We start from the raw sequence: 23,896 nt of genomic DNA on the forward strand, positions 1-23,896 counted from the left end.
AAGAAGAACGATAGGATATTTTGGTGACTTCTGGCCAGTATTCCGACAAGGACATCCGACACGAGGCGGCCCGCCGCCGCACGTTCGCTGTCATCTCCCACCCCGACGCGGGCAAATCGACGACCACCGAGGCGCTCGCCCTGCACGCACGCGCCATCGGGCAGGCGGGAGCCACCCACGGCAAGGCCGGCCGCCGCGCCACCGTCTCCGACTGGATGCAGATGGAGCAGGACCGCGGCATCTCGATCTCCTCGGCAGCGCTGCAGTTCGAGTACCGCGACGCCGTGTTCAACCTCGTCGACACCCCCGGTCACGCCGACTTCTCCGAAGACACCTATCGGGTGCTCTCGGCCGTCGACTGCGCCGTCATGCTCATCGACGCGGCGAAGGGCCTCGAGACGCAGACGATGAAGCTCTTCGAGGTCTGCGCTCACCGCAACATTCCGATCATCACCGTCGTCAACAAGTGGGACCGGCCGGGCCTCGACGCGCTCGAGCTCATGGACGAAGTCCAGCAGCGCACCGGTCTCCTGCCCACCCCGATCACCTGGCCCGTCGGTCAGTCGGGAGACTTCCGCGGTGTCCTCGACCGGACCACCGGCGAATACACGAAGTACACCCGAACCGACGGCGGTGCGACCATCGCCGGTGAGGAGAGCTTCCCCGCCGACGCCGCCGCGGAGCTCGAGGGCGATGCCTGGGCCACAGCCGTCGACGAATCGGATCTGCTGGAGATGGAGGACCAGAACCACGACCAGGAGACCTTCCTCGCCGGCAAGACGACCCCGGTGATGTTCGCTTCCGCAGTCCTCAACTTCGGCATCCACAAACTCCTCGACATGCTCGTCGACTTCGCCCCCGCCGCCGAGGCGCGCCTGGACAGAGATGACGAGCCCCGTCCCGTGGACGCCCCGTTCTCCGGGTTCGTCTTCAAGGTCCAAGCCGGAATGGACTCGAACCACCGCGACCGGCTCGCCTATATCCGCGTCTGCTCCGGAGTGTTCGAACGCGGAAGCGTCCTCACCCATGCGAGCACCGGCAAACCCTTCGCCACGAAGTATGCGCAGCAGGTCTTCGGCCGCGACCGTGACGTCGTCGATGAGGCCTTCCCCGGTGACGTCGTCGGCCTCGTCAACGCCTCCGCCCTGCGTGTGGGAGACTCCCTCTACCTCGACAAGAAGGTCGAGTTCCCAGGGATCCCGACGTTCTCTCCCGAGCACTTCATGGTCATCCGGGCCAAGGATTCCTCGAAGTACAAACAGTTCCGCCGCGGCATCGAACAGCTCGACCACGAAGGCGTCATCCAGGTGCTGCGTTCGGAGCTGCGCGGAGATCAGGCGCCGGTGCTCGGTGCGGTCGGCCCCATGCAGTTCGAAGTCGCCGAAGACCGGATGACGAATGAGTTCAACGCCCCGTGCACCCTCGAACGGCTCAATTTCTCGCTGGCCCGTCGCACCACACCAGAATGCGTGCCGACACTGGCCCGGGAACGCTCGGTCGAGGTGCTGCACCGTTCGGACGGAGAGCTGCTCGCACTGTTCTCCGACCGGTGGCGGCTGCAGGGTGTGCAGAAGAATCACCCGGACCTGATCCTCGAACCGCTGGTCGTCAGCTGAGACGACGGCTGCCGCGATCAGGTGCCGATGCTCGGCATTTTGACGGGGTCACTATTATGGATGGGCGGGCCCGCAATCATGAGGACCTGCTTGGGGAAACCGTCTGTGGGACCAGTCCTGCCGCCCGGTGAGACCCGAAAAGACAAAGGAGAGATGTGGCAACGAAATCGATACGAGTCGCGATTGCCGGATTGGGCAACTGCGCCTCCTCCCTGATCCAAGGTGTGGAGTACTACCGGAACGCGGCCCCGGGGACGAAGGTGCCCGGCCTCATGCACGTGGAGTTCGGGGACTATCACGTCGGTGACATCGATTTCGTTGCCGCCTTCGACGTCGACGGTAAGAAGGTCGGCGTCGACATCGCCGAGGCGATCACCGCCAGCGAGAACAACACCATCAAACTCACCGATGTGGAACCGACCGGCATCGAGGTGCTGCGCGGGCCGACCCTCGACGGGCTCGGAGAGTACTACCGCGACACGATCGTCGAATCCGATCGTGACCCGGCCGACGTGGTCAAGGCACTCAAGGACGCCGAAGCGGACGTGCTCGTGTGCTACCTTCCCGTCGGTTCCCAGCAGGCCGTCGAGTTCTACGCTCAGGCCGCCATCGACGCGAAGGTCGCCTTCGTCAACGCCCTGCCCGTCTTCATCGCCGGAACCAAGGAGTGGGACGAGAAGTTCCGTGCCGCGGGCGTCCCGATCGTCGGCGACGACATCAAATCCCAGATCGGCGCGACCATCACCCACCGGGTGATGGCGAAGCTGTTCGAAGATCGCGGCGTCGTCCTCGACCGCACCTACCAGCTCAACGTCGGCGGCAACATGGACTTCAAGAACATGCTCGAGCGTCAGCGCCTCGAGTCGAAGAAGATCTCGAAGACCCAGGCCGTGACCTCGAACACCTCGGCACAGCTGTCCGACCGTGACGTCCACATCGGACCCAGCGACTACGTCGAATGGCTCGACGACCGCAAGTGGGCCTTCGTCCGTCTCGAGGGCCGCAACTTCGGCGACGCGCCGGTGTCCCTGGAGTACAAACTCGAGGTGTGGGATTCGCCGAACTCCGCGGGCGTCATCATCGATGCCGTGCGTGCCGCGAAGATCGGCCTCGACCGCGGCATCGGCGGAGCTCTCATCTCCGCATCCTCCTACTTCATGAAGTCGCCCCCGGAACAGCAGGACGACGACGCCGCCCACGAAGCGGTCGAAGCGTTCATCCGCGGAGACCTCGAACGCTGATATCGCCGAGGCGGCCCCACCCGTTCGCGGGTACTCAGTCGCCATTCGGCCGATGAGGGCGCCGATCGCAGATCCTGCGATCGGCGCCCTCCGCCATTCCTCCCCGCCTCGGTGAGGGCTCAGCCGCCGCGGTACGGACACGGGGCACCGACCCTGTATCCGGAATATGAGATCGACGAGACGCAACGACGTTTGTCCAGGACACTTGTCTCCTCGAAGTGATCGCACTCACATGTGCCTCACTGGCCAGCACCGACCGGTGCCACCGAGACCGAGGAGACCCGATGTCGAGTACCCCCGCCGCCGACGAGAAGAAGAGAGGCAAGTCCGAGCTCAACTGGCTCATGCGCCTGCTCGTCATCATCGAGAAGGCCGGCAACAAGCTGCCGCACCCGTTCTGGCTGTTCCTGTCCCTGGCCGTCATCGTCATGATCCTCTCGGCGATCTTCTCGGCCTCAGGACTCAGCGCCGTCAACCCGGCCACGGACGAGAAGGTGACGGTGACGAACCTCTTCGCCACCGATTCGCTGCGCGAGATCGTCGCAGGTGCCACGAACAACTTCGTCACCTTCCCACCGCTCGGGCTCGTGCTCATCGTGCTCATCGGCGTAGCCGTGGCCGAACAGTCCGGGCTCATCCCGGCGATGCTGCGCGGAACGATCGCCGGGGCCTCCCCGAAGTGGATCACCTTCATCGTCGCCTTGGCAGGAACCGCCTCGTCGATCGCCTCCGACGCCTCGTACATGATCATGATTCCGCTCGGCGGGCTCGCGTTCAAAGCCGTCGGCCGCAACCCCCTGCTCGGCTGCCTCGTCGCCTACGCGGCGACTTCGGGCGGATATTCGGCCGCACCGATGGTCAACTCGCTCGACACGATCCTCGGCGGCCTGTCGACTTCGGCCGCGCAGATCATCGACGCCGACTACACGGTCAGCCCGGTCGCGAACTTCTACTTCAACTTCGTCTCGATGTTCGTCGTCGCCGCGGCCGTGACACTGGTGACCGAGCTGCTCCTGTCCAAACGAGCCGACCAGATCGAACTCGACGAGGAGACCGAAGACGACAGCTTCGACGTCAAGATGGAACTCGACGGCAACGAGAAGCGCGGCATGGTCATCGCCGTCATCAGCATCATCGTCTGCGCCGGTGTGCTCTTCGCTCTCGCCTGGCCGGCCGGGTCGTTCCTCCGCGACGAAGCCGGCGGCTTCGGCCCGGAATCGGGTCTGATGGCCGGAATCGCCGCGATCATCGGCTTCGGCTTCTTCATCGTCGGCATCGTCTACGGCTACGCGACCGGATCGATCAAGCGCACCGCCGACATTCCCGAGATGATGAGCAAGGGGCTGCTGCCCTTCGTGCCCGTCATCGTCCTGTTCTTCGCTGCCAGCCAGTTCCTCGCCCTGTTCAAGATGTCCAACCTCGGCGAGATCCTGGCGATCAAGGGTGCCGAGATCTTCGGAGCCCTCAACACGGGACCATTCATCATCCTGCTCGGCGGTTGGCTGCTCGTGGCCGTCGGCGCCCTCTTCCTCACCTCCGGTTCGGGACTGTGGACGCTCATGGCCCCCGTGCTCGTGCCGATGTTCATGCTCTTGTCGATCGCCCCGGAGACCACTCAGGCGCTCTACCGCATCGGCGACTCGACGACGAACATCATCTCCCCGATGAGCCCCTACTTCGTCGTGGTCCTCGGGTTCGTACAGCGGTACAAGAAGGACGCCGGCATCGGCACAGTGCTCTCCTTCACGATCCCGCTGTCGTTCGCGATGTTCATCCTGTGGGGACTGCTGTTCTTCATCTGGTGGGCGACCGGCATTCCCTGGGGTCCGGGAGCGGCCACTCACTATCACATGGGCTGAGCGCACATGGGCTGAGCCCGAACACGGGAATTCTGCAGCCGCTGCGAGCGTTGCCCGCCACAGGATCACGATCATGCAACGTCGGGCGACGCGGGCTGGAATCCACAGTTCCCGTCCAGACCGTCCCGTTAGACTGTGACCGTGAAACATCGTCAGTGCAGCCTCTCGGCTGTGCACATTCTGCTCAGATCGAAAGGATCTCGACCGTGAGTAACCCCATGATGAACCGGGCTATCAATCAGGGAGCCCAGGCCGGCCGCAATCAGCCGGTCATGTCCGACCAGGAACTCAACGACCTGTTCAACAAGCCGGCCGCCGAGAATCGCAACGCCGGACCCCAGGTCGCCGACCGGGCGATGACCTACGACGACGTGATGATGAAGACCGGTGTGCTCTTCGCCATCCTCGTCGCCGGAGCCGCCGTCGGCTGGTTCGTGCCGGCCCTGGCGTTCCCTGCGATGCTCATCGCCCTCGTCCTCGGACTCGTCAATGCCTTCAAGAGGGAACCGAACAAGGGCCTGATCATCGGCTATGCCGCATTCGAGGGTGTCTTCCTCGGCGGGATCTCCTCGTTGTTCGAGAACATGTTCCCTGGCATCGTCATCCAGGCCGTGCTCGCCACGCTCTGCGTCTTCGGTGTGATGCTTGCACTATTCAAGTTCAAGGGCGTGCGCTACGGCTCGAAGATGAAGAAGTTCCTGCTCATCGCCGTCGGCGGTTACGCGATCTTCTCGATCATCAACCTCGGCGTCTCGCTGTTCACCGGCACCGGTGGTGCCCGCAGCATGCCGATCCATATCATGGGAATGGAATTCCCACTCGGCGTCATCATCGGCATCCTCGCCACGGTGCTCGCCGCGATGACGCTGATCATGGACTTCCAGATGATCGAAGAGGGCGTCAAGCACAAGATCCCGGAGAAGTACTCCTGGATGTGCGCGTTCTCCCTCATGGTCACCCTCGTGTGGCTCTACATCGAGATTCTGCGCCTCATCTCCTACTTCAGAGACTGAGTCGACGCCGACCGCAGGAACCTCACACATGCAGTCGAGAGCTGACTGACCGAAGGGCGGATTCCCCGATGGGGGATCCGCCCTTCGGCGTCCCGCCGGGGCAGAAGGACTATCATGAACGCATGACCACAGCAGCGGCAGAGCTCGAGACCGAGGTGCGCCGACTGCGCATCCGCATCATCTCTCTGACGAGCACTCAACTCGACGAGGCGGCCCCACCGGCCGCGAGCCGTCGCGAAGCCATCCGCTCCGCTCTCACCGAATTCTCTGCCCTCGGATCGCAGGCACGCCCGGTCCCGCGGCTGGGCGACCAGAACCTCGCCGATCAGGTCGTCGTGCTCCTCGAACATGGTCTGCACTCCTCCGCGGACCTGCCGGAAGCGGCCCGCGACGAACGGATTCGCACCCTCACCGAGGCGGCCGTGCGTCTGCGTCGCCGGCTCGCCTGAGGACGCAGCAGCAGGGGAGAGACTGCAATCGGACGCTTCGGTACCCAGGACAAACTCGCCCTTATCGTCGGCATCGCCTCAGGCGGTGCCGGGTTCGGGGCGCTCATCGGCCGGATGGGCGCGCGCCGGCGATCCCGACGGGAGTCGAACTCGACGTTTCCGGCCTGACGCCCCGCGAACGATGATTTCTACCGCATCGACACCGCTCTCATCCCGCCGTCGATCGACGCAGAGGATTGGCAGCTGCGCATCCACGGCATGGTCGAACACGTCGTCACGATCACCGTGGAATGACAGCTCCTGCCCGTTCCCAGCATGTGAACTCGGACCCCCGGTGCGGTCGAGACGGGGCAATGTTGTAACCTCACTCACAGGTTCTCGATTCCCTGCGTCACAACGAGGTGGTCAATGTGTTCGGTCTTCCGACGGCGACGGTCGTCATCATCTTCGGCATTCCCGCGATCTGGGTGATCTACACCCTCGTCTTCGTTGTCCTCTCCCGCGGCTGGAAAGCCGAGGACGTCGCCGAGGACGCGGCACTGGCCAACACTCGGGCGAGCGCGAAGGGCGGATCTGCGACCGATGGCGGAGCCGCCTCGGCGGGAGAGAACGGGGGACTGGCATGAATATCGAAACATGGTTCCTCGTCATCTACTTCGTCGCGATGGCCGGCATCGGAGTGTGGACGCTCAAGATCGGGTCGAAGGGCAGTGAAGGCTACCTGCTCGGCGGTCGCAGTCTGGGACCAGCGGTGACCGCTCTTCGTCTGCAGTCCTCGTCGATGTCGGGCTACATGTTCCTCGGTGCGGGGTCGCTTGCGTACACGAAGGGCTACTTCTCACTCTGGTACGCGATGGGCGACATCGGCGGCGGTGTGCTCAACCTGTCGATCCTCGGCCGGCGGATGCGCAAACTCTCCCAGATACTGGGCTCGCTGACCTCGATCGAATACCTCGAACACCGGTACCCGTCGAAGTGGATCCGCGCGATCGCGGCCCCGGTGGCGCTGTTCTGCATCTTCTTCTACGTGATGAGCCAGTTCATCGCCGGCGGTCGCGGCCTCGAGATGGTCACCGGGATCCCCTACGCCTGGGCGCTGCTCATCGCCGTCGGTGTCATCGTCTTCTACACCTTCCTCGGCGGATACCTGGCCGTGGCCTATACGGACTTCGTGCAGGCGATCATCATGCTCATCGGCATGGTCTGGATCCTCATCGCCACCCTCCAAGCGGTGGGCGGATGGACCGCAGGAAACGAGGAGGTCGGACGGATCAACCCGAATCTGCTGACCATGTGGGGTCCCGATGGAATCGAATCCGTGCAGTGGGGAGTCATCGTCGGCGCTGTCCTCGTCTTCTCCATCGGCTACATGGGCTGGCCGCACGTCAACGTCAGCCACATGGCGATGAAGCGGCCCTCGGTCGCCCGGACGGCGAGCATGTACGCCACGGGCTTCAACCTCCTGTTCATCCCCGCGCCCTACATCGTCGGCGTCATGGCGCTCATCCTCCTGCCGACCCTGGACAATCCGGAGCTCGCGGTCTTCCAGGTCGCCGACTCCGTGCTGCCGGACTTCGCCGTGGGCATCGTCATGGCCGGCATCATGGCTGCGATCATGTCGACTGCCGATGCGCTGCTGCTCCAGTCGGGCACGATCGCCAGCCAGGACCTGTTCCAGCGCTTCGTCAAGAAGGACATGTCCGATCAGCAGTCCGTGTGGGTCTCCCGGTTCACCGTGCTCGTGCTCGCGATCATCGGCTATCTTGTGGCCGTGAACGATCCGCCGGCCGTCGCCGAGGTGGTCATCTTCTCCACCACGGTGCTCGGTGCCGCATTCGTCCCCGTCTACATCGCCGCCGCATGGTGGAAGAAGGCGAACGTGCCCGGAGCGATCTCCTCGATGATTCTCGGTACCGTGTCCTCCGTCGTATGGCAGCTGACCGGACTCGTCGACGTCACCGGCGTCGACCCGATGGGCGTCGGGATCGTGTGCTCGACCCTTGCCCTCATCTTCGTGTCCCTGTCCACGCAGAAATCGCATCCTGTCCCGGCTCACGTCGTTGCGGCACTGAAGGAGACCGACAAGATCGGTGCCATCCCCGCACATATGCTCACCGGCCAGAACGATGCGCTCGCCGCGCAGGTGCCCAAGGATGCGTGAGCACCCGGACAGTTTGCCCGGCGGGGGAGAGAAGTCTGAGCTGATCGTCCCGGAATCGGCGTTGAGACTGGCGCCGAACATCACCGCCGCCGAGGCTCGCGCAGTGTTCGAGCGCAAGCTGCCCCATGCGACCGCCGAGGTCCGAAAGGTCCTCCACCCCTTCTGGTGGACGGTGCTCAGCGCCCGCACGCGCAGCATCTTCCGGCGAGCCGAACGGTCCGGGTTCGCCGCCCCTGTTCCAGCGGAGACAAGTCCCGGGCAGCGAATGAACGTCCTGGTCAATGCCTATTCAGGCAAGGGGTACCTCGCGGACTTCGTTCCTCGGGGTGAGACGGTGGTCGTGGCAGAGTGGTTGGATTCCTTCGAATCCTCCGACCAGGCAGGCCCACAACCCGGTCCCGACGATGTGAGGCGAACAGCGCGCTCGTTGGTGCGCACGAAAGTCCTGAAAACGGTGAAACTGGGCATGAGAATGACCATCGAGGAGGCGGCCGCACCCAGCGGAATCCTCAAACCCAACTGGGTGGTCACCGGGGGCAACGACAAATACTCGGCGACGATCCTTGTCGACGGCCTCGACTCCTCCCACTACATCGTGCGGGTGGAGAAGCTGACTTCGGGGTGAGTGCGTCCCCGCGGGGACGCACCGATGGGCCAGCCTCAGTTCTTTCCGTCAGAGATGCAGAACGCATGGCCGGCGGGATCGATGAGGACCACCCAGGTCTCGCCTGCCTAGGAGCGAAGCACTGGCCCGTGGCGTTTGGCGATGCCGAATCCGGTGTACCCGAGGATGATGGCAAAGGCGAAGCCGACGTAGCAGAACACCGCCCACGGGGCGTAGTCGAGAACGGAGACACCCAGCACACCGGCCATGTAGACGCCTGCCGAGGACCAGGGAATGAGTGGAACGACGACCGTGCCGGAGTCCTCGAGCGTGCGTGAGAGGTTCTTCGCGTCCAAGCCCCGATCAGCATAGGCCTTTTTGAACAGTTCCCCCGGGACGATGATCGACAGATAGGAATTGCCGGTCACAACGGCCATCGTGATGCATGAGAGCACCGTGGAGAGGACGAGATCACCTGTGCGCTTCACGAACCTCAGCAGGGACCGGATGATGGTCTCGAGAGCACCGGACTTGGACATGATGCCGGCGAAGGCGAATGCACTGAACGCGATGAGGATGACACCGGTCATCGACGCCATGCCGCCCTGGGACACCAACTCGACGACCTGAGGGTCCAGATTCTTCAGGGTCGAGGACCCGACCTCGAGCATGTCCGGGGTGAACCCGTCGACGGTGGAGGCGAAGATCGATTCGAGACTGACCTTCTGAAAGATCGCCGCGAGGACCCCGGCAACCAGTGAGGAACCGATGATCGTCGGAAGAGTGGGCAGTTTGAGAACCGCTCCGCCGAGGACGATGAGCATCGGCAGAAGCAGGAGGACATTGAAGGAGAAGAGACTGTCCAAGGTTCCCGTGACGGCAGTGATCTGATCCGAATCGGTTCCACCGGACTGCTGATTGATGCCGACGAACAGATAGAGCGCCAGCGCCACGACCGTGGCCGGGATCGTGGTGTAGAGCATGTGCCGAATGTGCTCCCACAAGGTGGTGCCGGCAGCGATCGGAGCCAGGTTCGTCGTATCCGAGAGCGGCGAGAGTTTGTCACCGAAGTACGCACCGGCGACGATCGCTCCGGCGGTCGCCGCCAGTGGTGCGTCCAAGCCCGCGGCGATTCCCATGAGGGCGACGCCCACGGTTCCCGCCGAGCCCCACGACGTGCCGGTGATGACCGAGACGATCGCGGAGATGACGAAGGCGATGAGCACGATGAACTGTGCGCTAATGAGGCCCAAGCCGTAATAGATCATCATCGGAATGGTGCCGGCGATCATCCAGGTGCCGATGAGAATGCCGATGGAGATGAGCACGAGCAGCGCCGGCATCGCAGTATCGAGCTTCTCCCTGATCCCCAGGAGCATCTCTTCCCAGCCCAGCCCCATCCGCAGAGCCACCAGGCCGGCGATGATCGCAGAGAGGATCAGAAGCGGTTCGGGCGCGAGTCCGAGAACGCCGTAGCCCACAGCCAGCAGCACGAGCATCGCGACCAGGGGCACCAGTGACCAGCCCAAGGACGGGCGCTTCTCCTCGATGTCGTCGGGGAAAGTCGTCGTGTCGTGCTTGTGGCTCATTCGAAGGTTCCTCGGATCTGCGGGGCGCCGTTGCGAACGACCTCTCGCCCCCGGGCGAAGGCGAGCTGAATGGTGTGGCTGCCATCGGTGAGGAGGATGTCGGCATCCGCTCCGATACGCAGGCGTCCCTTGTGCTCGAGGCCGAGGACATCTGCCGTATTGGAGGTGACGAGGGAGATGGCCTGAGACAGGTCGAGACCGGGCAGGTCGGCACACGCCCACACCTGCTCATACAGAGTCGTCTGCTTGGCAACATCCATGCCGATGAGCCGTCCGTCGGAGTCGAACTCCGGCAGGCTGCCGTTGGCATCGGAGGAGAGAGTGAGACGGCTGAGGTCCCCGCCGAGATCGATGTAGCGTTGCAGAGACTGCGTCGTCGTCGACGAGGCCGTCATATCGACCATGGCGCCCTTGGCAGCCAGATCGACCGCGTCGGCCAGCAGCTCAGGGGACCGGGTGATGTGGGTGGCGTAGATGGCCTGCGGTGCGATCGGATAGTCGTCGATGAGCCGATGCAGCGGGGCCAGGCGGGTCGTGTAGGGGCCGACGTGGAAGTGGGTGATTCCGGCCTTGCCGGACAGCAGCCCACCGACATGAGACTGGCTGACGAGCTCGGCCAGAGCCTCGACGGTGGGTTGGAACGAACGGCGGTCCGAGATCGCAACCTCGCCGACACCGATGACTTTGTCGATGAGGACGACATCATCGACGACGGCACCAGTCAGGGTCCGTGCCGGGACCTGGTAGCTGCCCGTATAGATGAAGGTGGAGATGCCTTCGGTCTCGAGAGCTCGGGCCTTGGCGAGGAGGTCGGCGTGGCTGCGGGTGACTCCGTCGGTTCCCAGACAGCCGATGACGGTGGTGACTCCGGCGCGCACGATGTCGCTGACCACGATCTCGGGGGTGCGGTTGGCGTAGCCGCCTTCGCCTCCGCCACCGGAGATGTGGACATGAGGGTCGATGAAGCCTGGAGTGGCTGTGAGCCCCTGGGCATCGATGACGGTGGCGTTGGGAAGACCATCGAGCGCCTCGGCGGGGAGATCACCGATGAAGGTGATCTGCTGCCCTTCGATGAGGATGTCCTGCTTACCGAGTCGTTCCGGGGCGCAGATATCGGCACCGCGCAGCAATGTGACCATGTTCCGCCTTCTCCTTGCAGCTGTTATCCGGGGATGATTCCCTTGCCGTCGACCTGGGGAATCGCAGCCAGCAGCTTCGTCGTGTACGGGTGCTGAGGGCTGTCCCAGATCTGATCGGTCGGGGCGACTTCGACGATGCGCCCGGCTTCCATGACGGCGACGCGATCAGCGATGTCACGCACGACTGACAGATCATGACTGATGAAGATCATCGACGCCCCGGACTTGATCGCGAGATCGCGCATCATGCGTGCGATTCGGGCCTGCAGGAAGGCGTCGAGGGAAGCGATCGGTTCATCACCGACGAGCACCTTCGGCCCCGCCGCCAGAGCTCGGGCGATCGCGATGCGCTGCCGCTGCCCGCCGGAGAACGAATGGGAGTAGCGCTGTGCTGCGTCGGACGGAAGGTCGACCGCGTCGAGGAGTGATTCGACACTCCAGCGCCCGGAAGGGTCCAGAGCCAGCGCATCTTCGAGCTGATCGCGAATTCGCCGACGGGGATTGAGCGAGGCATAGGGATTCTGGAAGACCATCTGAATGCCCAACAGGCGCGTGTCGCGCTTCTTCAGCCCCAGTGCCCTCACAGGACTGCCGTCGAAGGAGATCTGTCCTCCGGCCGGCTTCTCCAATCCGCAGATGAGCTTCGCCAGAGTGGACTTGCCGCAGCCCGATTCCCCGACGAGCCCGAGGACTTCGGAGCGGCCCAGCTGCAGTGAGACACCGTCGACGGCGCGGAAGCGACCCCCGCCGTCGAGCTTGTATTCGCACGATACGGAATCGAGTGCGAGCAGAGGTGTTTCAGCCGAACGGTGCTTCTCGTCCGCCTCGGTTGGGGTGTCATCGGTCGATGTCATCGGGCGACCTCCGCTCCCGGCAGTGATTCGATGAGTGAACGAGTGTATTCGTGCTCAGGCGCGGTGATCACCGTTTCTCGGTCGCCGGTCTCGACGACGACGCCGTTCTGCATCACCACGATGGTGTCGGCCACCGACGACAGCACCCCGAAGTCGTGGGTGACGAGAAGCACCGCGAGGTCGAGATCGTCGCAGAGCTCCCTGAGCAGTCGGAGAATGCCGGCCTGCACCGTGACGTCGAGCGCTGTAGTCGGTTCGTCGGCGATGAGGACCTTCGGATCGCAGATGATTGCAGAGGCGAATGCGATTCGCTGGAGTTGGCCGCCGGAGAACTGGTGGGGATACTTATGGATTGCCTCGTCCGGATGCGGAACTTTCGTCCGACCGAGGATATCGACGGCTTTCGCAAGGGCCTTCTTCTTCGGCATCTTCTGGTGATGTCGCAGATGATCGGTGATCTGATCGCCGACGGTGAGCATGGGGTGGAACGCTGAGGCGGGATCCTGAAACACCATGGACAGCTGCACCCCGCGGAGACGATTGTGCTGTTTCGCGGGCATACCGACGAGCTCAACACCGTCGAAGTCGATGCTTCCGCTCAGTTCGGCCCCGGCGGGGGAGAGGCCCATGATGGCCAACCCGGTCTGAGTCTTACCGGATCCCGAAGCTCCGGCGACGCCGGTGATGCGGCCTGCTTCAAGATCGAATGAGACATCTTTGAGGATGTGTGCGGTCGTCTTGCCTGTGGTGACGGAAAGGTTGAGGCCGTTGATGCTGATCATGCTCATGAGGTCGTCTCACCCACTTCCTGGGCAGTGTGCGGATCGAGGCTGTCACGCAGACTGTCTCCGATGAAATTGAAAGCCATGACGATAGTGAGAATGCACAGGCCGGGGAAGAACGCGATCCACCACGCAGCGAACTGCGAAACGCCTTCACTGATCATGGCACCCCAGTCCGGTGTCGGTGGGACCGCACCCAGAGACAGGAACGACAGTCCAGCCATGGTCAGGATGGCGGAACCGACATCGAGAGTGGCGAGGACGATCACCGGTGAGATGACGTTCGGAGCGATCTCACGCAGAAGGGACCTGCCTGCGCTGAATCCGAGGAGACGTCCGGCGATGACATATTCGCTGCTGCGCGCCGTCATCACCAGGGATCGGGTGACGCGGGCGTAAGACGGCCACGAAACGAGCAGGATCGCGATGATCGCATTCTTCAGGCCGGGTCCGAGCGCGGCGGCGATGACCATGGCCAGGATGATTGTTGGGAAGGCGAAGACGAGGTCGGCGATGCGCATGATGATCTCGTCGACGGCGCGGCCGAAGTAGCCGGCGATCGCACCGAGCACCGAGCCGAGGAGCGCAGAGCAGATGACGACGAACACAGCAGCAGGAAGAGTGGTCCTGGCGGCGACGACGATGCGTGAGAACACGTCGCGCCCGAGGGTGTCTGTGCCGAGGATGTTCTCAGCCCCCGGCCCAGTGAGCCGAGGGAAGTCCTGCGCCAGTGGATCGAACGGTGCGACAAGCGGTGCGAAGATCGCGAGGATCAGCCAGATGACGAGGATGGCAGCTCCGACGAAACCGAGCGGGGTGCGCAGCGATTTCGGGAACCGGAACTGCCAGCGTTTCACTACCGGGCCGAGGGGGTCCCCGGTGGCTGCCTCGGTGCGGGTCGATCCGGTGGCGGGGTGTTTGGGAGAACCGATACTCATCGCACCCTCACTCTCGGATCGACGAAGCCGTAGATCAGGTCGACGATGAAGTTGACGAGAATGTAGACGATGCCGATGACGAGGCCAACTCCCATGATGACGGGGAGATCGAGCGTCGTCGCTCCGCGATACGCATACTGGCCGAGTCCGTTCCAGGCGAAGACCGTTTCGGTGAGGACCGCACCGGAGAGCAGGGACCCGAACGCGAGTCCGACGACGGTGATGATCGGGACCAGCGCTCCGCGGAAGATGTACTTGAACACCACCGTGCGGGTTGGCAGCCCTTTGGCTTTCGCCGCGGTGACGTAGTCGAATCTGATGATGTCGAGGACGCTGGATCGACTGAATCGGGTGAGCAGTCCGATGGTGAAGAGTGCGAGCACGCACGAAGGCAGAACGAGATGTCCGAGAGCGTTCGTGAAGGTCGCCATCTGTCCGGAGAACAGCGCATCCACGGTGTAGAGCCCAGTGGCCTTCGGCGGCGGAGTGATCCACGGGTCGAGTCGGCCGGCGCCGGGGACTACCCGGAGTTTGAAGAAGAACACGAAGTAGGCGACGGTCGCGATCCAGAAGGTCGGTGCCGAGATGCCGATGAGGCTGAGTGTGCGAATTGCATGGTCGACGATCGTGTTCTGTCTGAGAGCGCTGAGGAGTCCGAGGAGCAGACCGACAACGACCGAGATGAGGATGGCGCCGATGCCGAGTTCGATAGAAGCAGGAAAGACCTGGCCGATCGACTCCAGCACGGGCGTGCGTGTCTGGTTGGACACTCCCAGATCACCGTGCAGAAGATTGCTCAGATACGTGAAGTACTGGACGATGAGCGGCTGGTCGAGTCCGAGCTTTTCCCGTGTCTGAGCGACGATCTCCGGGTCCGCCGCCGCTCGGTCGCCGAGGATCGCCGCGACCGGGTCGGTGGGGACGAGGTTGGTGAGCAGGAACGTCACCACGGTGACTCCCCAGATCAGGAGGATTGAGATTCCGATCCGGATGAGGATGAAGCGCAGCAGAGGGTGGAGCTTGGGCGGTTCGATCCGCTGCGCCGCGTCGTTTTCAACAGGGCCGGGCGGAGCCGCATCGCGGGTGCCCTGTGGCACAGTGGAGGCTCCCGCCATCCTCACTCGGCCTTCGCGAAGTCGAATGAGGTGTCAGCGTTGGAGACGAACTTCTGGATGCTCGACCCGACGGCGACGGTGTCGACCGGCTGGACCAGAGGAATCCACACTCCGGTGTCGGTGGTCGCTTTGTACAGCTTCTTGTAGGCAGCGTCACGGTCACTGTCTTTGGCCTTCGACGCTTCTGCTGCAAGTTCTGCCAACTTGGGATCGGCGTCCTTTCCCCAGTTGACTCGTTCGGCGACGCTTCCGCCGGGGATGAAGACGTTGTAGTTCGTCGGGTCGGGAAAGTCGGCGCCCCAGGTGCCGATGCCCATGGGCTGTTTGGCCGAGCGGAACCCGTCGAGCTGAGTCGAACTCGGCGCAGGTTTGAGATCGAGGTTGATGTCGGCTTCCTTCAGCTGTGCCTGCAGGGTCTCCGCCAGCTGAGCCAGATCAACGCCGTTGACGGCCTGATCGCTCGGGTAGTGGAAGGGGATCTTCTCCCCGTCGTAACCGGCCTTCTTCAGAAGGGCCTTTGCCTTGGCGAGGTCACGTTCAGGAGCGTCGTCCTTCGATACTGCGCCGACGAATTCGTTCGGCACGAGGCTGGCCATGCGCTGCGATCCCTCTCCCGCGAGATCGACGAGCTTGTCATAGTCGATCGCGGCCATCACAGCCTTGCGGAAGTTCGGATCGGCGGCGGGCCCGCCGAGCTTCTCATCGGTGTTGTTGAAGATGTAGAGGCTGCGTGTCGACGGCAGGCTCGAGATCTTTCCCATCGACTCGTCGATCTGCTTCGCCTGATCCGCGTTGAGATCGTAGGCAACCTGAGCCTGACCGGACTGGATATCGGTCAGTTGGGTTTCGGCGGAGACGTTGCGCAGAACCACCCGCTTGAATTTCGGCTTCGGGCCGCTGTAGTGCTCGTTCGCCGTCAGCACCACCTGGCTGTCGGCATCGTACTTCTCAACCTTGTACGGTCCCGACCCTTGGGAGTTCTCGTTGAGGAACTGTTCGGCACCGTCGTTCTCATCCGTCGTTCCCTCGTTGTCTTTGACGACCTTCGAATTCACGATGCCGATCGAAGCGTTCGGCAGGATGTAAGGCAAGGCCGGATTGGGATCCTTGCTGATCAGCTTCACAGTTTCGTCATCGACCTTCTTCACCTTCACTCCATCGAGGAAGAAGGAGGGGTTGCCCTTGATGCCCTGGAGCCGCTCGAAGGAGAAGACGATGTCATCGACCGTGACCGGATCACCATTGGAGAATTTCGCATCCTTGTCCTTGAGGGTGAGTGTCATCTCCTTGTCGTCATCGGACATCTCGAATGAGCAGAGACCGTCGGTCGGTTTGGTCAGGTCACCGTCTTCGAACTCGAGCGCCGTCTGGTAGACGGCATTGTCAATGGTGGAGCCGGTGAACTCGAACTGTCGATGAGGGTCGATCGTCTTGAGATTGAACGCTGTCTCCGCGACGATCGTGTCGCCGGCGCCCCCGGAGTCGTCAGAACCGCCGCTGCAGGCGGCAAGGCCCGCAGTCAGCGCGAGAGTCGAACAGATTGCCACGAAATTGCGGGTCAGACGCTTCATTGTGATCTCCCAAACGTTCAGTGTTGTAGGTCACACTAGAGTTGAAACGCCGGTTGTGCAATTCAACTTGCCACAACATTGTGGGGTTTCTGCTGTGGGCTTCCGCCAACGTCGCACCGGGCGAAACGGAGTCATGTGCAATTGCCTCTTCCACCGCCGAATCCGCGCTTTCGCGGTCGGCCTGCGACCGTGTTCATGTCGATCACCCACCGACCCGGTCCAACCCGAGGGGCGCATCGGTGTCGGCAAGCGTACGAGCGACCGCCTCGGCGTCCCAGTCGGTGCGGTCCCTGTCCGGGATGGCTTCGGACAGGACGGTCTTCCAAGCGTTGTGCCATTGGGTGGGGAAGGCTCGTTTGAGCAGATCGAGCATGATCGGCACCGCCGTCGATGCTCCGGGGGACGCACCCAGCAGACCCGAGATCGACCCGTCGGCAGAGACGACGAGTTCCGTGCCCTGCTGGAGGATCCCGATCCGTGTGGGATCCGGTCTGACCAGCTGTGCTCTCTGCCCTGCGGGAATGAGCGTCCATTCGTTCTGACGCGCCTGGGGGAAATACCGTCGCAGCTGGGCGAACTTTCGGGTGGGACCGGCCGCCAGCTCCTTGACGAGGAAAGCGACGAGATCAAGATTCTGCACACCGGCCGCGGCGAGGACGTGCAGATTGTCCCACCGCAGTGTGGTGAAGAAATCGGTGAGTCGACCGTGCTTGAGCAGCTTCGTGCTGAAGGTCGCTTACGGGCCGAAGAGCAGATGCTCCCGCCCGTCGACGACTCGTCGATCGAGGTGCGGCACCGACATCGGCCTGACCGTAGACCTTCGCCTGGTGCCGGGCGACCACGGCCGGTGTCGAGCACCGGTAGAACGCGGCCCCGACCGGAAGGACGGCATAGCCGCGGACTTCAGGAACCTTCGCCTTCTGCAGAAGTCGCAGGGCGAACCCGCCGGCTCCGACGAAGACGGTCTTCGCCCGCACCCGGAATCTCCCGGCCGGTGACGCACCGGTGATCTGCCAGCCAGTCCCGGTGCGGTTGAGCCCATTGACTTCGTGACCGGTGCGCACCTCACCGGAGGCCGATGCGATGATCCTCGTCAGTGCACGAGTGAGTGCGCCGAAGTCGATATCCGTGCCTCGAGGATGGCGAGCGGCCGCCATCGGCTCACCGGTATCCGGTCGCCCGTCCATGGTCAGCGGCGCCCACTCGGCGATGACCTCGGGATCCTCGGTGTACTCCATGTCCGCAAACAGGGGGTCAGCGCGCAGGGTCGTCACCCGCGCACGCAGGTAGGCGACATCCTCGGCGCCGAAGACGAGATTCATATGCGTGGACGGATGGATGAACTCATTCGGCTCCAGCAGGCCCAGACGCACGAGATGCGCCCACCACTGCCGGCAGAGGTGGAACTGCTCGGCGATCGAGGCCGCCTTCGACCCGTCGTCGGGATCCGGCATGTAATTGAGTTCGCAGAAGCCCGAATGCCCGGTTCCGGCGTTGTTCCAGGGATCGCTGCTCTCTGCGGCGAGGTCCTCGGCGCGTTCGAGCATGAGAATGCGCCACTGTGGTTCGAGCAGAGCGAGCATCGAGCCCAGGGTCGCTGACATGATGCCGCCGCCGATGAGCACGACGTCGGCGGCGGGAAGGGACGTGGAAGAGGCGGTGTGCGTTGTCATGTTTTCACCATGCGCTTCCCGGAATCATCCGTCCAATGAGCGGTTGGAATTATATGATCCGAATATGGAACAGTCATCTGAACCTCGCGGTGTCCCGCTGGCGGCGCTGCGGGAATTGGTCGCGTTGGCCGACGAGGACGGGCATCTGACCGACGCGGCCGCGTCGCTCGGCATCCCGCAGTCGACGATGAGCCGGCGCATCCACAGCCTCGAGTCCCGCCTCGGCGTGCCGTTGACCGTCCCGCGGGGCAGAGCCATCGGTCTCACCGACGCGGCCAGGGATCTTGTTGCGGCGGTGCGCACACCCCTGCGTGAGATCCACACGGCACTGGCCGACACCGCCGAGGTGGCCGATCCCGAGCATGGGACGATCCGATTCGGGTTCCCGCTGACGATGGGCGCCGGTGAGGTCCCCGACCTGCTGGCCGCTTTCAACCGGGCCCATCCGGGCATCCGGCTCGACCTCAAACAGGCCCACGGAGCCGAACTCGTCGCCGATCTGCAACGCGGTGCCCTCGACCTGGCGATCATCATCCCGGCCCCGCCGGAGGTTCCGCACGAGATCCTCGCCAGCCAATCGGTCGTCGCCGCCGTGCCTGCCGTCCATCCTCTGGCCGAGCGGAAGCAGACCACCGTGGCCGAGCTGGCGGGCGAGGAATTCATCTCCACTCCCGCGAGCTACAACCTGCGGACGCTGACCGACCGATGGTGTGCAGCCGCCGGTTTTGTCCCGCAGGTGAAGATCGAGGTCACGGAATTCTCGACGATCCGCGAATTCGTCGGCCGGGGGATGGGTGTGGCGCTCATTCCGCGCGCCGGACGTCCGGTGGACACCATCACCGAGGTGGAGCTGCGGGGGCCCGGCTACGTCCGGGAGATCGCCCTGTGCTCGGCGGTGCGCCGGCCCGGCCGCGTGGTGACCCGCCTGCGTGACTTCGTCCGTGAACAATCGGCCGGCTGGGCCCGACAGGGCGGGCCCGAAGGCTGACCGACGACAGAGAAAGCCCAGGGGCTGACTGACGGCTGAGAACCTGCGCGCCGCCGATGCAGACCGGCGGCACAGGGTGCGGTCGGGTCGGGTCAGGCGCGCGAGCGGGCGAGCAGATACACGAAGTAGGGGGCACCGATGAGGGCGACGATGAGCCCGGCCGGAATCTGTGCGGGAGCGATGACGGTCCGACCCAGTGCGTCGGCGACGACGAGCCCCACCGCGCCGAGGATCATCGCAGTGGGTACGACTCGCAGATGTCGGCTGCCGACGAGAGCACGGGCGGCGTGCGGAGCGACGAGACCGATGAACCCGACGACCCCGACCGCCGAGACGCTCACGGCCGCGAGGACGGCGGCAATGATGAGCACGCTCAAGCGCACCGGTTCGCGGGCAACACCGACCAGTCGGGGAGTGTCGTCATCGAGGGCGAGCAGATCGAGCTCTCGAGTCCACACGAATGCCACCGGGATCGCGATGAGCAGAACCACGGCGACGGGCGCGACATCGGCCCACACCCGGCCGTACGTGGAACCGGACAGCCAGGTGAACAGGGCGGGGGTGTCCCAGGGGTTCGCGCGGACGAGGAACAACGTGGTCAGCGCGGTGAATCCGAACCACAGGCCGATGCCGACGAGCACGAGACGGTCGGTGTTCATCCCGCCCCGCCACGACAGGCCGTAGACGATCGCGAAGGCCACGAGTGCACCGGCGATGCCGACAGCGGAGACGAGCCCGACCCCTGCACCCGGGATCACGGTGACGACGATGACCGCGCCCAGACCGGCCCCGCCCGTGATGCCGAGCAGACCGGGTTCGGCCAGAGGATTGCGGGCGCTGGCCTGGACGAGTGTGCCCGAAAGCCCGAGAGCGGCACCTGCGGCCAGCGCCGCCGCGACCCGCGGAGACCGCGAATCGAACGCGAAATCGATGACCGGCGCCGCCCGATCCTGCAGCCACAGAAGGACGTCGCCGAGGAGGTAGAGCCGTTCCCCGACGAGCAGCCCGAGAATCGAGACGACGAGGAGCAGCACGGCACCGGCACCGATGACGAGACCGGCCCGACGGGGGCCGATCACCGTCGACCGTGCCGCCGACGTCGCCTGCGCGGGTGTCGACGCGCGCAGCGTCCGGGCGAGGAGGACGAGCACGATGGCGCCGAGGACCGTCGTCGTCACCCCGGACGGCAGGGTGATCGCGGCAGTGGCGCCGATGATCGCCCGCAGCACCGCATCGGCGAGGATGACGATGATCGCCCCGATGAGCCCGGCCGCGGGAATGAGCACGGCATGCCGGGCGAGGATCGGGAAGGCCTTGGCAAGCAGCCGGGCAATGACGGGAGCGCAGAGCCCGACGAAGCCGATCGGTCCGGCCAGGGTCACCGCCGTAGCGGTGAGGACGACGGCCAGAAGGATCCCGATGGCCCGAGTGGATCGGACCGAGACTCCCAACGCGGAGGCCGCATCATCGCCGAGTCCGAGCAGATCCAAACGCCGGGACAGGGCGATCGCCGCGACGAGGATGAGCGCGATGACCGGGATGCTGCGCAGGGCCGCGGTGCCATCGAGCTGATTGAGGGTTCCTGAACCCCACGCGAAGAGACTCGTCGTCTCCTCGGAGAAGAGGATGAGCAGCGCCGAGGTGCCCGCCTGCAGGGCCATCGCCGTCGCCGTTCCGGCCAGTACCAGACGCGTCGTCGACGACTCCGCACCGCCGGCGAGTCCGAGCACGAGGGCTGCAGCGAGCAGACCGCCGAGGAACGCGACCCCGCCCGAGGCCCACATGGGGATGCTGATCCCGAAGGCGGTGACCACGGTGACAGCGAAATAGGATCCGCCGGTGACCGCAAGGGTATCCGGAGAGGCCAAGGGGTTGCGCGCCAGGGATTGGAACAGCGCCCCGGCGATGCCGAGAGCGATTCCGACGAGGATGCCCGCCCCCACGCGCGGCAGCCGCGACCCGAGGACTATGTCACGGACACCGGGTCCCGCCTCGGCGAGGGGAGAATCCGACCCGATGAGGGAGGCCAGCAGATCCCGGACGCCGATTCCCGAGGTGCCCTGGGTGATGTGCCAGATCGAGAGGAGGGCGAGGACGATGATGAGCCCGAGCAGAACCCCGGCGGCTGACAACGCACCGACGACCCCGCCGCGCCGACTGGCAACGGTCGGCGCCGCCGGTTCCCGGCCTGCGTGCGGGGTCATCGTGGGTGCGGTCGCGGTCATGGACTACTTCGTCAGCGCGTCGACGTAGGCGTTGAGGACCTGTTCGGAGGACTTCGGTCCGCCGAAGGTCCAGATTCCGGCCGGGAAAGCGGTGACGCGGTCCTCCTTGACGGCAGGGATGTTCGCCCAGATGTCGTTCTTCTTCAGCAAGTCGACGTAGTCCTCGGACTCGGGGTCCTCGGTGCCGGTGTAGAAGAAGTTCGCCTCGCCGACCTTCGCGATGCCCTCGATGTCGGTCTGTCCCAGCCCGTACGCGGGGTCGACTTCGCCGGTCCACGCGTTCTTCAGACCCAGTTCCTCGCCGAGCTCACCGATGAGCGAACCCTGCCCGAAGGGACGCAGCGCAACGTTCGAACCGTTGACCCAGCCGTCGAAGTAGACGAATTCCGTGGTCTCCGGCTTCGCCTCGGCGATGGTCTTCTTCGCATCCTGGAGTTCGGTGTCGAAGTCGCTGAGCACGGCTTCGGCGCGTTCGGTGCGGCCGGTCGCCTCGGCAACGGTGGTGAACGTGTCCTTCATGTATTTGACCGGGTCGTCTCCGTTCGCACCGGCCATTGCCATGACGGGGATTCCCTGGTCCTCGAGCTGCCCGACGATCTTGTCCTTGCGGTTCGCCGTCTCGATGATGACGAGATCCGGGTCGGCCGAGAGGATCGACTCGACATTGGGTTCCTGACGGGTGCCCACGTCGGTGGTGGATTCGGGCAGCGCCTCTGCAGTGTCCCACGTGGTGAATCCCTTGACGTCGGCCGCTGCGACAGGGTCGACGCACAGGGTGAGCAGATCCTCGGTGTACTGCCACTCGAGCGAGACGACCTTCGTCGCCGGCTTGTCGAGGGAGACCTCGTGGCCGGTGTCATCGGTGACCGTGACCGGATCCGTCGAGGTGGTGGTCGAGTCGTCCTGGCACGAGGCTGAGGACTGCGACTGCGCGTCCGCGGGGGCGTCGGTCTGCGTGGTCCCGCACCCGGTCAGAGCGAGGGCGCAGATTGCCGTCGCCGAGGCGAACGCAGCGAATGCGGAACGGGGCAGGGGTGTTGTCGTCATGGTCTTCTCTCTGGTGAGCCGATGAATGATCGGACGGTCTCGATTTTCGGTCGGTGAGGTGATTCGGCTGGGGGCGCCTGGGTTCAGACGGCAGCGCGGCGGCGTCGCCGGTGGAGGGCTTCGACCCTGACCAGCCCTGTGTCGTCGTCGATGCGAGTGGAGATGGGCAGGCCGTAGACCTCGCTGAGGACTTCGGCGGTGAACACGCCCTCGCAGGTGCCGGCCGCGCGAATGCGTCCCCGATCGAGCAGGACCACGTGATCGGCCACCGTGGCGGCATGCCCGAGGTCGTGGAGGACGACGCCGACGGCGATGCCGTGGTCGTCGGCGAGTTCGCGCATGAGGTCGAGGATCTCCGCCTGGTAGCGCAGATCGAGATGGTTGGTCGGTTCGTCGAGCAGGAGCACGCCGGTGTCCTGAGCCAGGCAGGTGGCCAGCCACACGCGCTGGAGTTCGCCGCCGGAGAGCTGATCGACGGGCCGATCGGCCATGTCCGTGGTACCGGTGAGGGACAGTGCCCGGTCGATGGCGCTGCGATCTGCATCCGTGAGCCCGGCGAAGCGCTTCCGATGCGGATGCCGACCGAAGGTGACGACTTCACGGACGCTGACTCCGCTCGGATGCGGGCGCGACTGCGAGAGCAGGGTGACGGTCCGGGCGAATTCCTTGGCCGTCAGGGCGGCAGCGTCGGTGGTGGAACCGGCGGCGGCACTGCTGCCTGCTTCGGCAGCTGCGCCTACTTCGGCGCCGCGGGTTTCGGCACCGGCGGCATTGCCAGCGGCGCTGATGACGACATCGCCCGCGGCGATCGGGTGGAGGCGAGCCAAAGAGCGCAGCACGGTCGATTTGCCCGAGCCGTTGGGGCCGAGGAGGGCCGTCACCTGTCCGGGGACGATCGACAGGCTGACATCGTGGACGACCTCGGTCCGGTCATACTTCAGGAGCAGCCCTGAGGCGGTCAATGCAGTCACGTTCACAAATGCTTAGCCTAACCTAATTAGCTGCGTGCGGTCGCGGGTTCGCGTCTGCGGA

Annotated in this window: 21 protein-coding genes; 9 read left to right on the forward strand and 12 right to left on the reverse strand. The window is 64.4% G+C overall.

Features of this window, described 5'->3' with window-relative positions; genetic code table 11:
* Nucleotides 1-23: 23 nt before the first annotated feature.
* The 8 genes from EB836_RS04320 (at nucleotide 24) to EB836_RS04355 (ending at nucleotide 8,964) form a co-directional block, all read left to right on the forward strand.
* On the forward strand, nucleotides 24-1,616 hold the full coding sequence (locus EB836_RS04320) for a peptide chain release factor 3 (RefSeq protein WP_135537945.1): 1,593 nt from the start codon (nucleotides 24-26) through the stop codon (nucleotides 1,614-1,616).
* A 155-nt stretch (nucleotides 1,617-1,771) separates the two neighbouring features.
* On the forward strand, nucleotides 1,772-2,857 hold the full coding sequence (locus EB836_RS04325; RefSeq protein ID WP_135537947.1) for an inositol-3-phosphate synthase: 1,086 nt from the start codon (nucleotides 1,772-1,774) through the stop codon (nucleotides 2,855-2,857).
* A gap of 284 nt (nucleotides 2,858-3,141) precedes the next feature.
* A complete protein-coding gene (locus EB836_RS04330) occupies nucleotides 3,142-4,716 on the forward strand; it encodes an AbgT family transporter (protein WP_135537949.1) in 1,575 nt (524 codons plus the stop codon).
* A gap of 206 nt (nucleotides 4,717-4,922) precedes the next feature.
* Nucleotides 4,923-5,729: a Bax inhibitor-1/YccA family protein gene (locus EB836_RS04335; protein ID WP_346763070.1), complete on the forward strand. Its 807-nt coding sequence runs from the start codon at nucleotides 4,923-4,925 to the stop codon at nucleotides 5,727-5,729.
* A gap of 122 nt (nucleotides 5,730-5,851) precedes the next feature.
* Complete coding sequence (locus EB836_RS04340; RefSeq protein WP_135537951.1) at nucleotides 5,852-6,178, forward strand: hypothetical protein; 327 nt, start codon at nucleotides 5,852-5,854, stop codon at nucleotides 6,176-6,178.
* Between the two features lie 410 nt (nucleotides 6,179-6,588).
* On the forward strand, nucleotides 6,589-6,804 hold the full coding sequence (locus EB836_RS04345) for a hypothetical protein (protein ID WP_135537953.1): 216 nt from the start codon (nucleotides 6,589-6,591) through the stop codon (nucleotides 6,802-6,804).
* A complete protein-coding gene (locus tag EB836_RS04350; protein WP_135537955.1) occupies nucleotides 6,801-8,339 on the forward strand; it encodes a sodium/proline symporter in 1,539 nt (512 codons plus the stop codon). Before EB836_RS04345 ends, EB836_RS04350 begins: the two co-directional genes overlap by 4 nt.
* Nucleotides 8,332-8,964, forward strand: coding sequence for a hypothetical protein (locus EB836_RS04355; protein ID WP_135537956.1), 633 nt, complete (start codon nucleotides 8,332-8,334; stop codon nucleotides 8,962-8,964). Before EB836_RS04350 ends, EB836_RS04355 begins: the two co-directional genes overlap by 8 nt.
* 107 nt (nucleotides 8,965-9,071) lie before the next feature.
* Here EB836_RS04355 and nhaC read toward each other — a convergent pair whose 3' ends face one another.
* From nhaC to EB836_RS18630, 9 genes are all read right to left on the reverse strand, one after another.
* The gene (gene nhaC, locus EB836_RS04360) at nucleotides 9,072-10,532 is read right to left on the reverse strand and encodes a Na+/H+ antiporter NhaC (RefSeq protein ID WP_135537958.1); all 1,461 of its coding nucleotides are present in this window, start codon (nucleotides 10,530-10,532) and stop codon (nucleotides 9,072-9,074) included.
* Nucleotides 10,529-11,671 (reverse strand): beta-aspartyl-peptidase, encoded by a 1,143-nt coding sequence (iadA, locus tag EB836_RS04365; RefSeq protein ID WP_135537960.1) that lies wholly within the window; start codon nucleotides 11,669-11,671, stop codon nucleotides 10,529-10,531. The genes nhaC and iadA overlap by 4 nt, the downstream gene beginning before the upstream one ends.
* Before the next feature lie 23 nt (nucleotides 11,672-11,694).
* Complete coding sequence (locus tag EB836_RS04370; protein WP_135537962.1) at nucleotides 11,695-12,525, reverse strand: ATP-binding cassette domain-containing protein; 831 nt, start codon at nucleotides 12,523-12,525, stop codon at nucleotides 11,695-11,697.
* Nucleotides 12,522-13,313 carry an ABC transporter ATP-binding protein gene (locus EB836_RS04375; protein WP_135537964.1) on the reverse strand — a complete coding sequence of 264 codons (792 nt, stop codon included), beginning with the start codon at nucleotides 13,311-13,313 and terminating at the stop codon, nucleotides 12,522-12,524. Before EB836_RS04375 ends, EB836_RS04370 begins: the two co-directional genes overlap by 4 nt.
* Nucleotides 13,310-14,245, reverse strand: a complete 936-nt coding sequence (locus EB836_RS04380; protein ID WP_135537966.1) for an ABC transporter permease — start codon at nucleotides 14,243-14,245, stop codon at nucleotides 13,310-13,312. The genes EB836_RS04375 and EB836_RS04380 overlap by 4 nt, the downstream gene beginning before the upstream one ends.
* Nucleotides 14,242-15,342, reverse strand: coding sequence for an ABC transporter permease (locus EB836_RS04385; RefSeq protein WP_240689595.1), 1,101 nt, complete (start codon nucleotides 15,340-15,342; stop codon nucleotides 14,242-14,244). Before EB836_RS04385 ends, EB836_RS04380 begins: the two co-directional genes overlap by 4 nt.
* Before the next feature lie 20 nt (nucleotides 15,343-15,362).
* Nucleotides 15,363-16,931, reverse strand: coding sequence for an ABC transporter substrate-binding protein (locus EB836_RS04390; RefSeq protein ID WP_135537968.1), 1,569 nt, complete (start codon nucleotides 16,929-16,931; stop codon nucleotides 15,363-15,365).
* A 202-nt stretch (nucleotides 16,932-17,133) separates the two neighbouring features.
* The gene (locus EB836_RS18620; RefSeq protein ID WP_346763076.1) at nucleotides 17,134-17,649 is read right to left on the reverse strand and encodes a malate:quinone oxidoreductase; all 516 of its coding nucleotides are present in this window, start codon (nucleotides 17,647-17,649) and stop codon (nucleotides 17,134-17,136) included.
* Nucleotides 17,558-18,604 carry a malate:quinone oxidoreductase gene (locus EB836_RS18630; RefSeq protein ID WP_346763071.1) on the reverse strand — a complete coding sequence of 349 codons (1,047 nt, stop codon included), beginning with the start codon at nucleotides 18,602-18,604 and terminating at the stop codon, nucleotides 17,558-17,560. The genes EB836_RS18620 and EB836_RS18630 overlap by 92 nt, the downstream gene beginning before the upstream one ends.
* Nucleotides 18,605-18,668: 64 nt before the next feature.
* Between EB836_RS18630 and EB836_RS04400 the strand changes: the two genes are divergently transcribed.
* A complete protein-coding gene (locus tag EB836_RS04400) occupies nucleotides 18,669-19,592 on the forward strand; it encodes a LysR family transcriptional regulator (protein WP_135537970.1) in 924 nt (307 codons plus the stop codon).
* Between the two features lie 92 nt (nucleotides 19,593-19,684).
* Here the strand turns inward: EB836_RS04400 and EB836_RS04405 are convergent, their stop codons facing one another.
* The 3 genes from EB836_RS04405 to EB836_RS04415 all read right to left on the reverse strand — a co-directional run bounded on the left by EB836_RS04405 (nucleotide 19,685) and on the right by EB836_RS04415 (nucleotide 23,835).
* Nucleotides 19,685-21,817, reverse strand: coding sequence for an iron ABC transporter permease (locus EB836_RS04405; RefSeq protein WP_240689596.1), 2,133 nt, complete (start codon nucleotides 21,815-21,817; stop codon nucleotides 19,685-19,687).
* Nucleotides 21,818-21,820: 3 nt separating this feature from the next.
* Nucleotides 21,821-22,864 carry an iron-siderophore ABC transporter substrate-binding protein gene (locus tag EB836_RS04410; protein ID WP_135537971.1) on the reverse strand — a complete coding sequence of 348 codons (1,044 nt, stop codon included), beginning with the start codon at nucleotides 22,862-22,864 and terminating at the stop codon, nucleotides 21,821-21,823.
* Between the two features lie 83 nt (nucleotides 22,865-22,947).
* Nucleotides 22,948-23,835, reverse strand: coding sequence for an ABC transporter ATP-binding protein (locus tag EB836_RS04415; RefSeq protein WP_135537973.1), 888 nt, complete (start codon nucleotides 23,833-23,835; stop codon nucleotides 22,948-22,950).
* Nucleotides 23,836-23,896 lie beyond the last annotated feature (61 nt).

Origin of the sequence: Brevibacterium sp. S111 (assembly GCF_004745075.1) — a bacterium.
GTDB lineage: Bacteria > Actinomycetota > Actinomycetes > Actinomycetales > Brevibacteriaceae > Brevibacterium.

Excerpts from the sequence above, each read along its gene's own strand:
- EB836_RS04330 (WP_135537949.1), top strand. The coding sequence starts at position 3,142 with ATGTCGAGTACCCCCGCCGCCGACGAGAAGAAGAGAGGCAAGTCCGAG.
- EB836_RS04340 (WP_135537951.1), top strand. The coding sequence starts at position 5,852 with ATGACCACAGCAGCGGCAGAGCTCGAGACCGAGGTGCGCCGACTGCGC.
- EB836_RS04350 (WP_135537955.1), top strand. The coding sequence starts at position 6,801 with ATGAATATCGAAACATGGTTCCTCGTCATCTACTTCGTCGCGATGGCC.
- EB836_RS04355 (WP_135537956.1), top strand. The coding sequence starts at position 8,332 with ATGCGTGAGCACCCGGACAGTTTGCCCGGCGGGGGAGAGAAGTCTGAG.
- nhaC (WP_135537958.1), bottom strand. The coding sequence starts at position 10,532 with ATGAGCCACAAGCACGACACGACGACTTTCCCCGACGACATCGAGGAG.
- iadA (WP_135537960.1), bottom strand. The coding sequence starts at position 11,671 with ATGGTCACATTGCTGCGCGGTGCCGATATCTGCGCCCCGGAACGACTC.
- EB836_RS04370 (WP_135537962.1), bottom strand. The coding sequence starts at position 12,525 with ATGACATCGACCGATGACACCCCAACCGAGGCGGACGAGAAGCACCGT.
- EB836_RS04375 (WP_135537964.1), bottom strand. The coding sequence starts at position 13,313 with ATGAGCATGATCAGCATCAACGGCCTCAACCTTTCCGTCACCACAGGC.
- EB836_RS04380 (WP_135537966.1), bottom strand. The coding sequence starts at position 14,245 with ATGAGTATCGGTTCTCCCAAACACCCCGCCACCGGATCGACCCGCACC.
- EB836_RS04390 (WP_135537968.1), bottom strand. The coding sequence starts at position 16,931 with ATGAAGCGTCTGACCCGCAATTTCGTGGCAATCTGTTCGACTCTCGCG.
- EB836_RS18630 (WP_346763071.1), bottom strand. The coding sequence starts at position 18,604 with ATGACAACGCACACCGCCTCTTCCACGTCCCTTCCCGCCGCCGACGTC.
- EB836_RS04400 (WP_135537970.1), top strand. The coding sequence starts at position 18,669 with ATGGAACAGTCATCTGAACCTCGCGGTGTCCCGCTGGCGGCGCTGCGG.
- EB836_RS04405 (WP_240689596.1), bottom strand. The coding sequence starts at position 21,817 with ATGACCGCGACCGCACCCACGATGACCCCGCACGCAGGCCGGGAACCG.
- EB836_RS04410 (WP_135537971.1), bottom strand. The coding sequence starts at position 22,864 with ATGACGACAACACCCCTGCCCCGTTCCGCATTCGCTGCGTTCGCCTCG.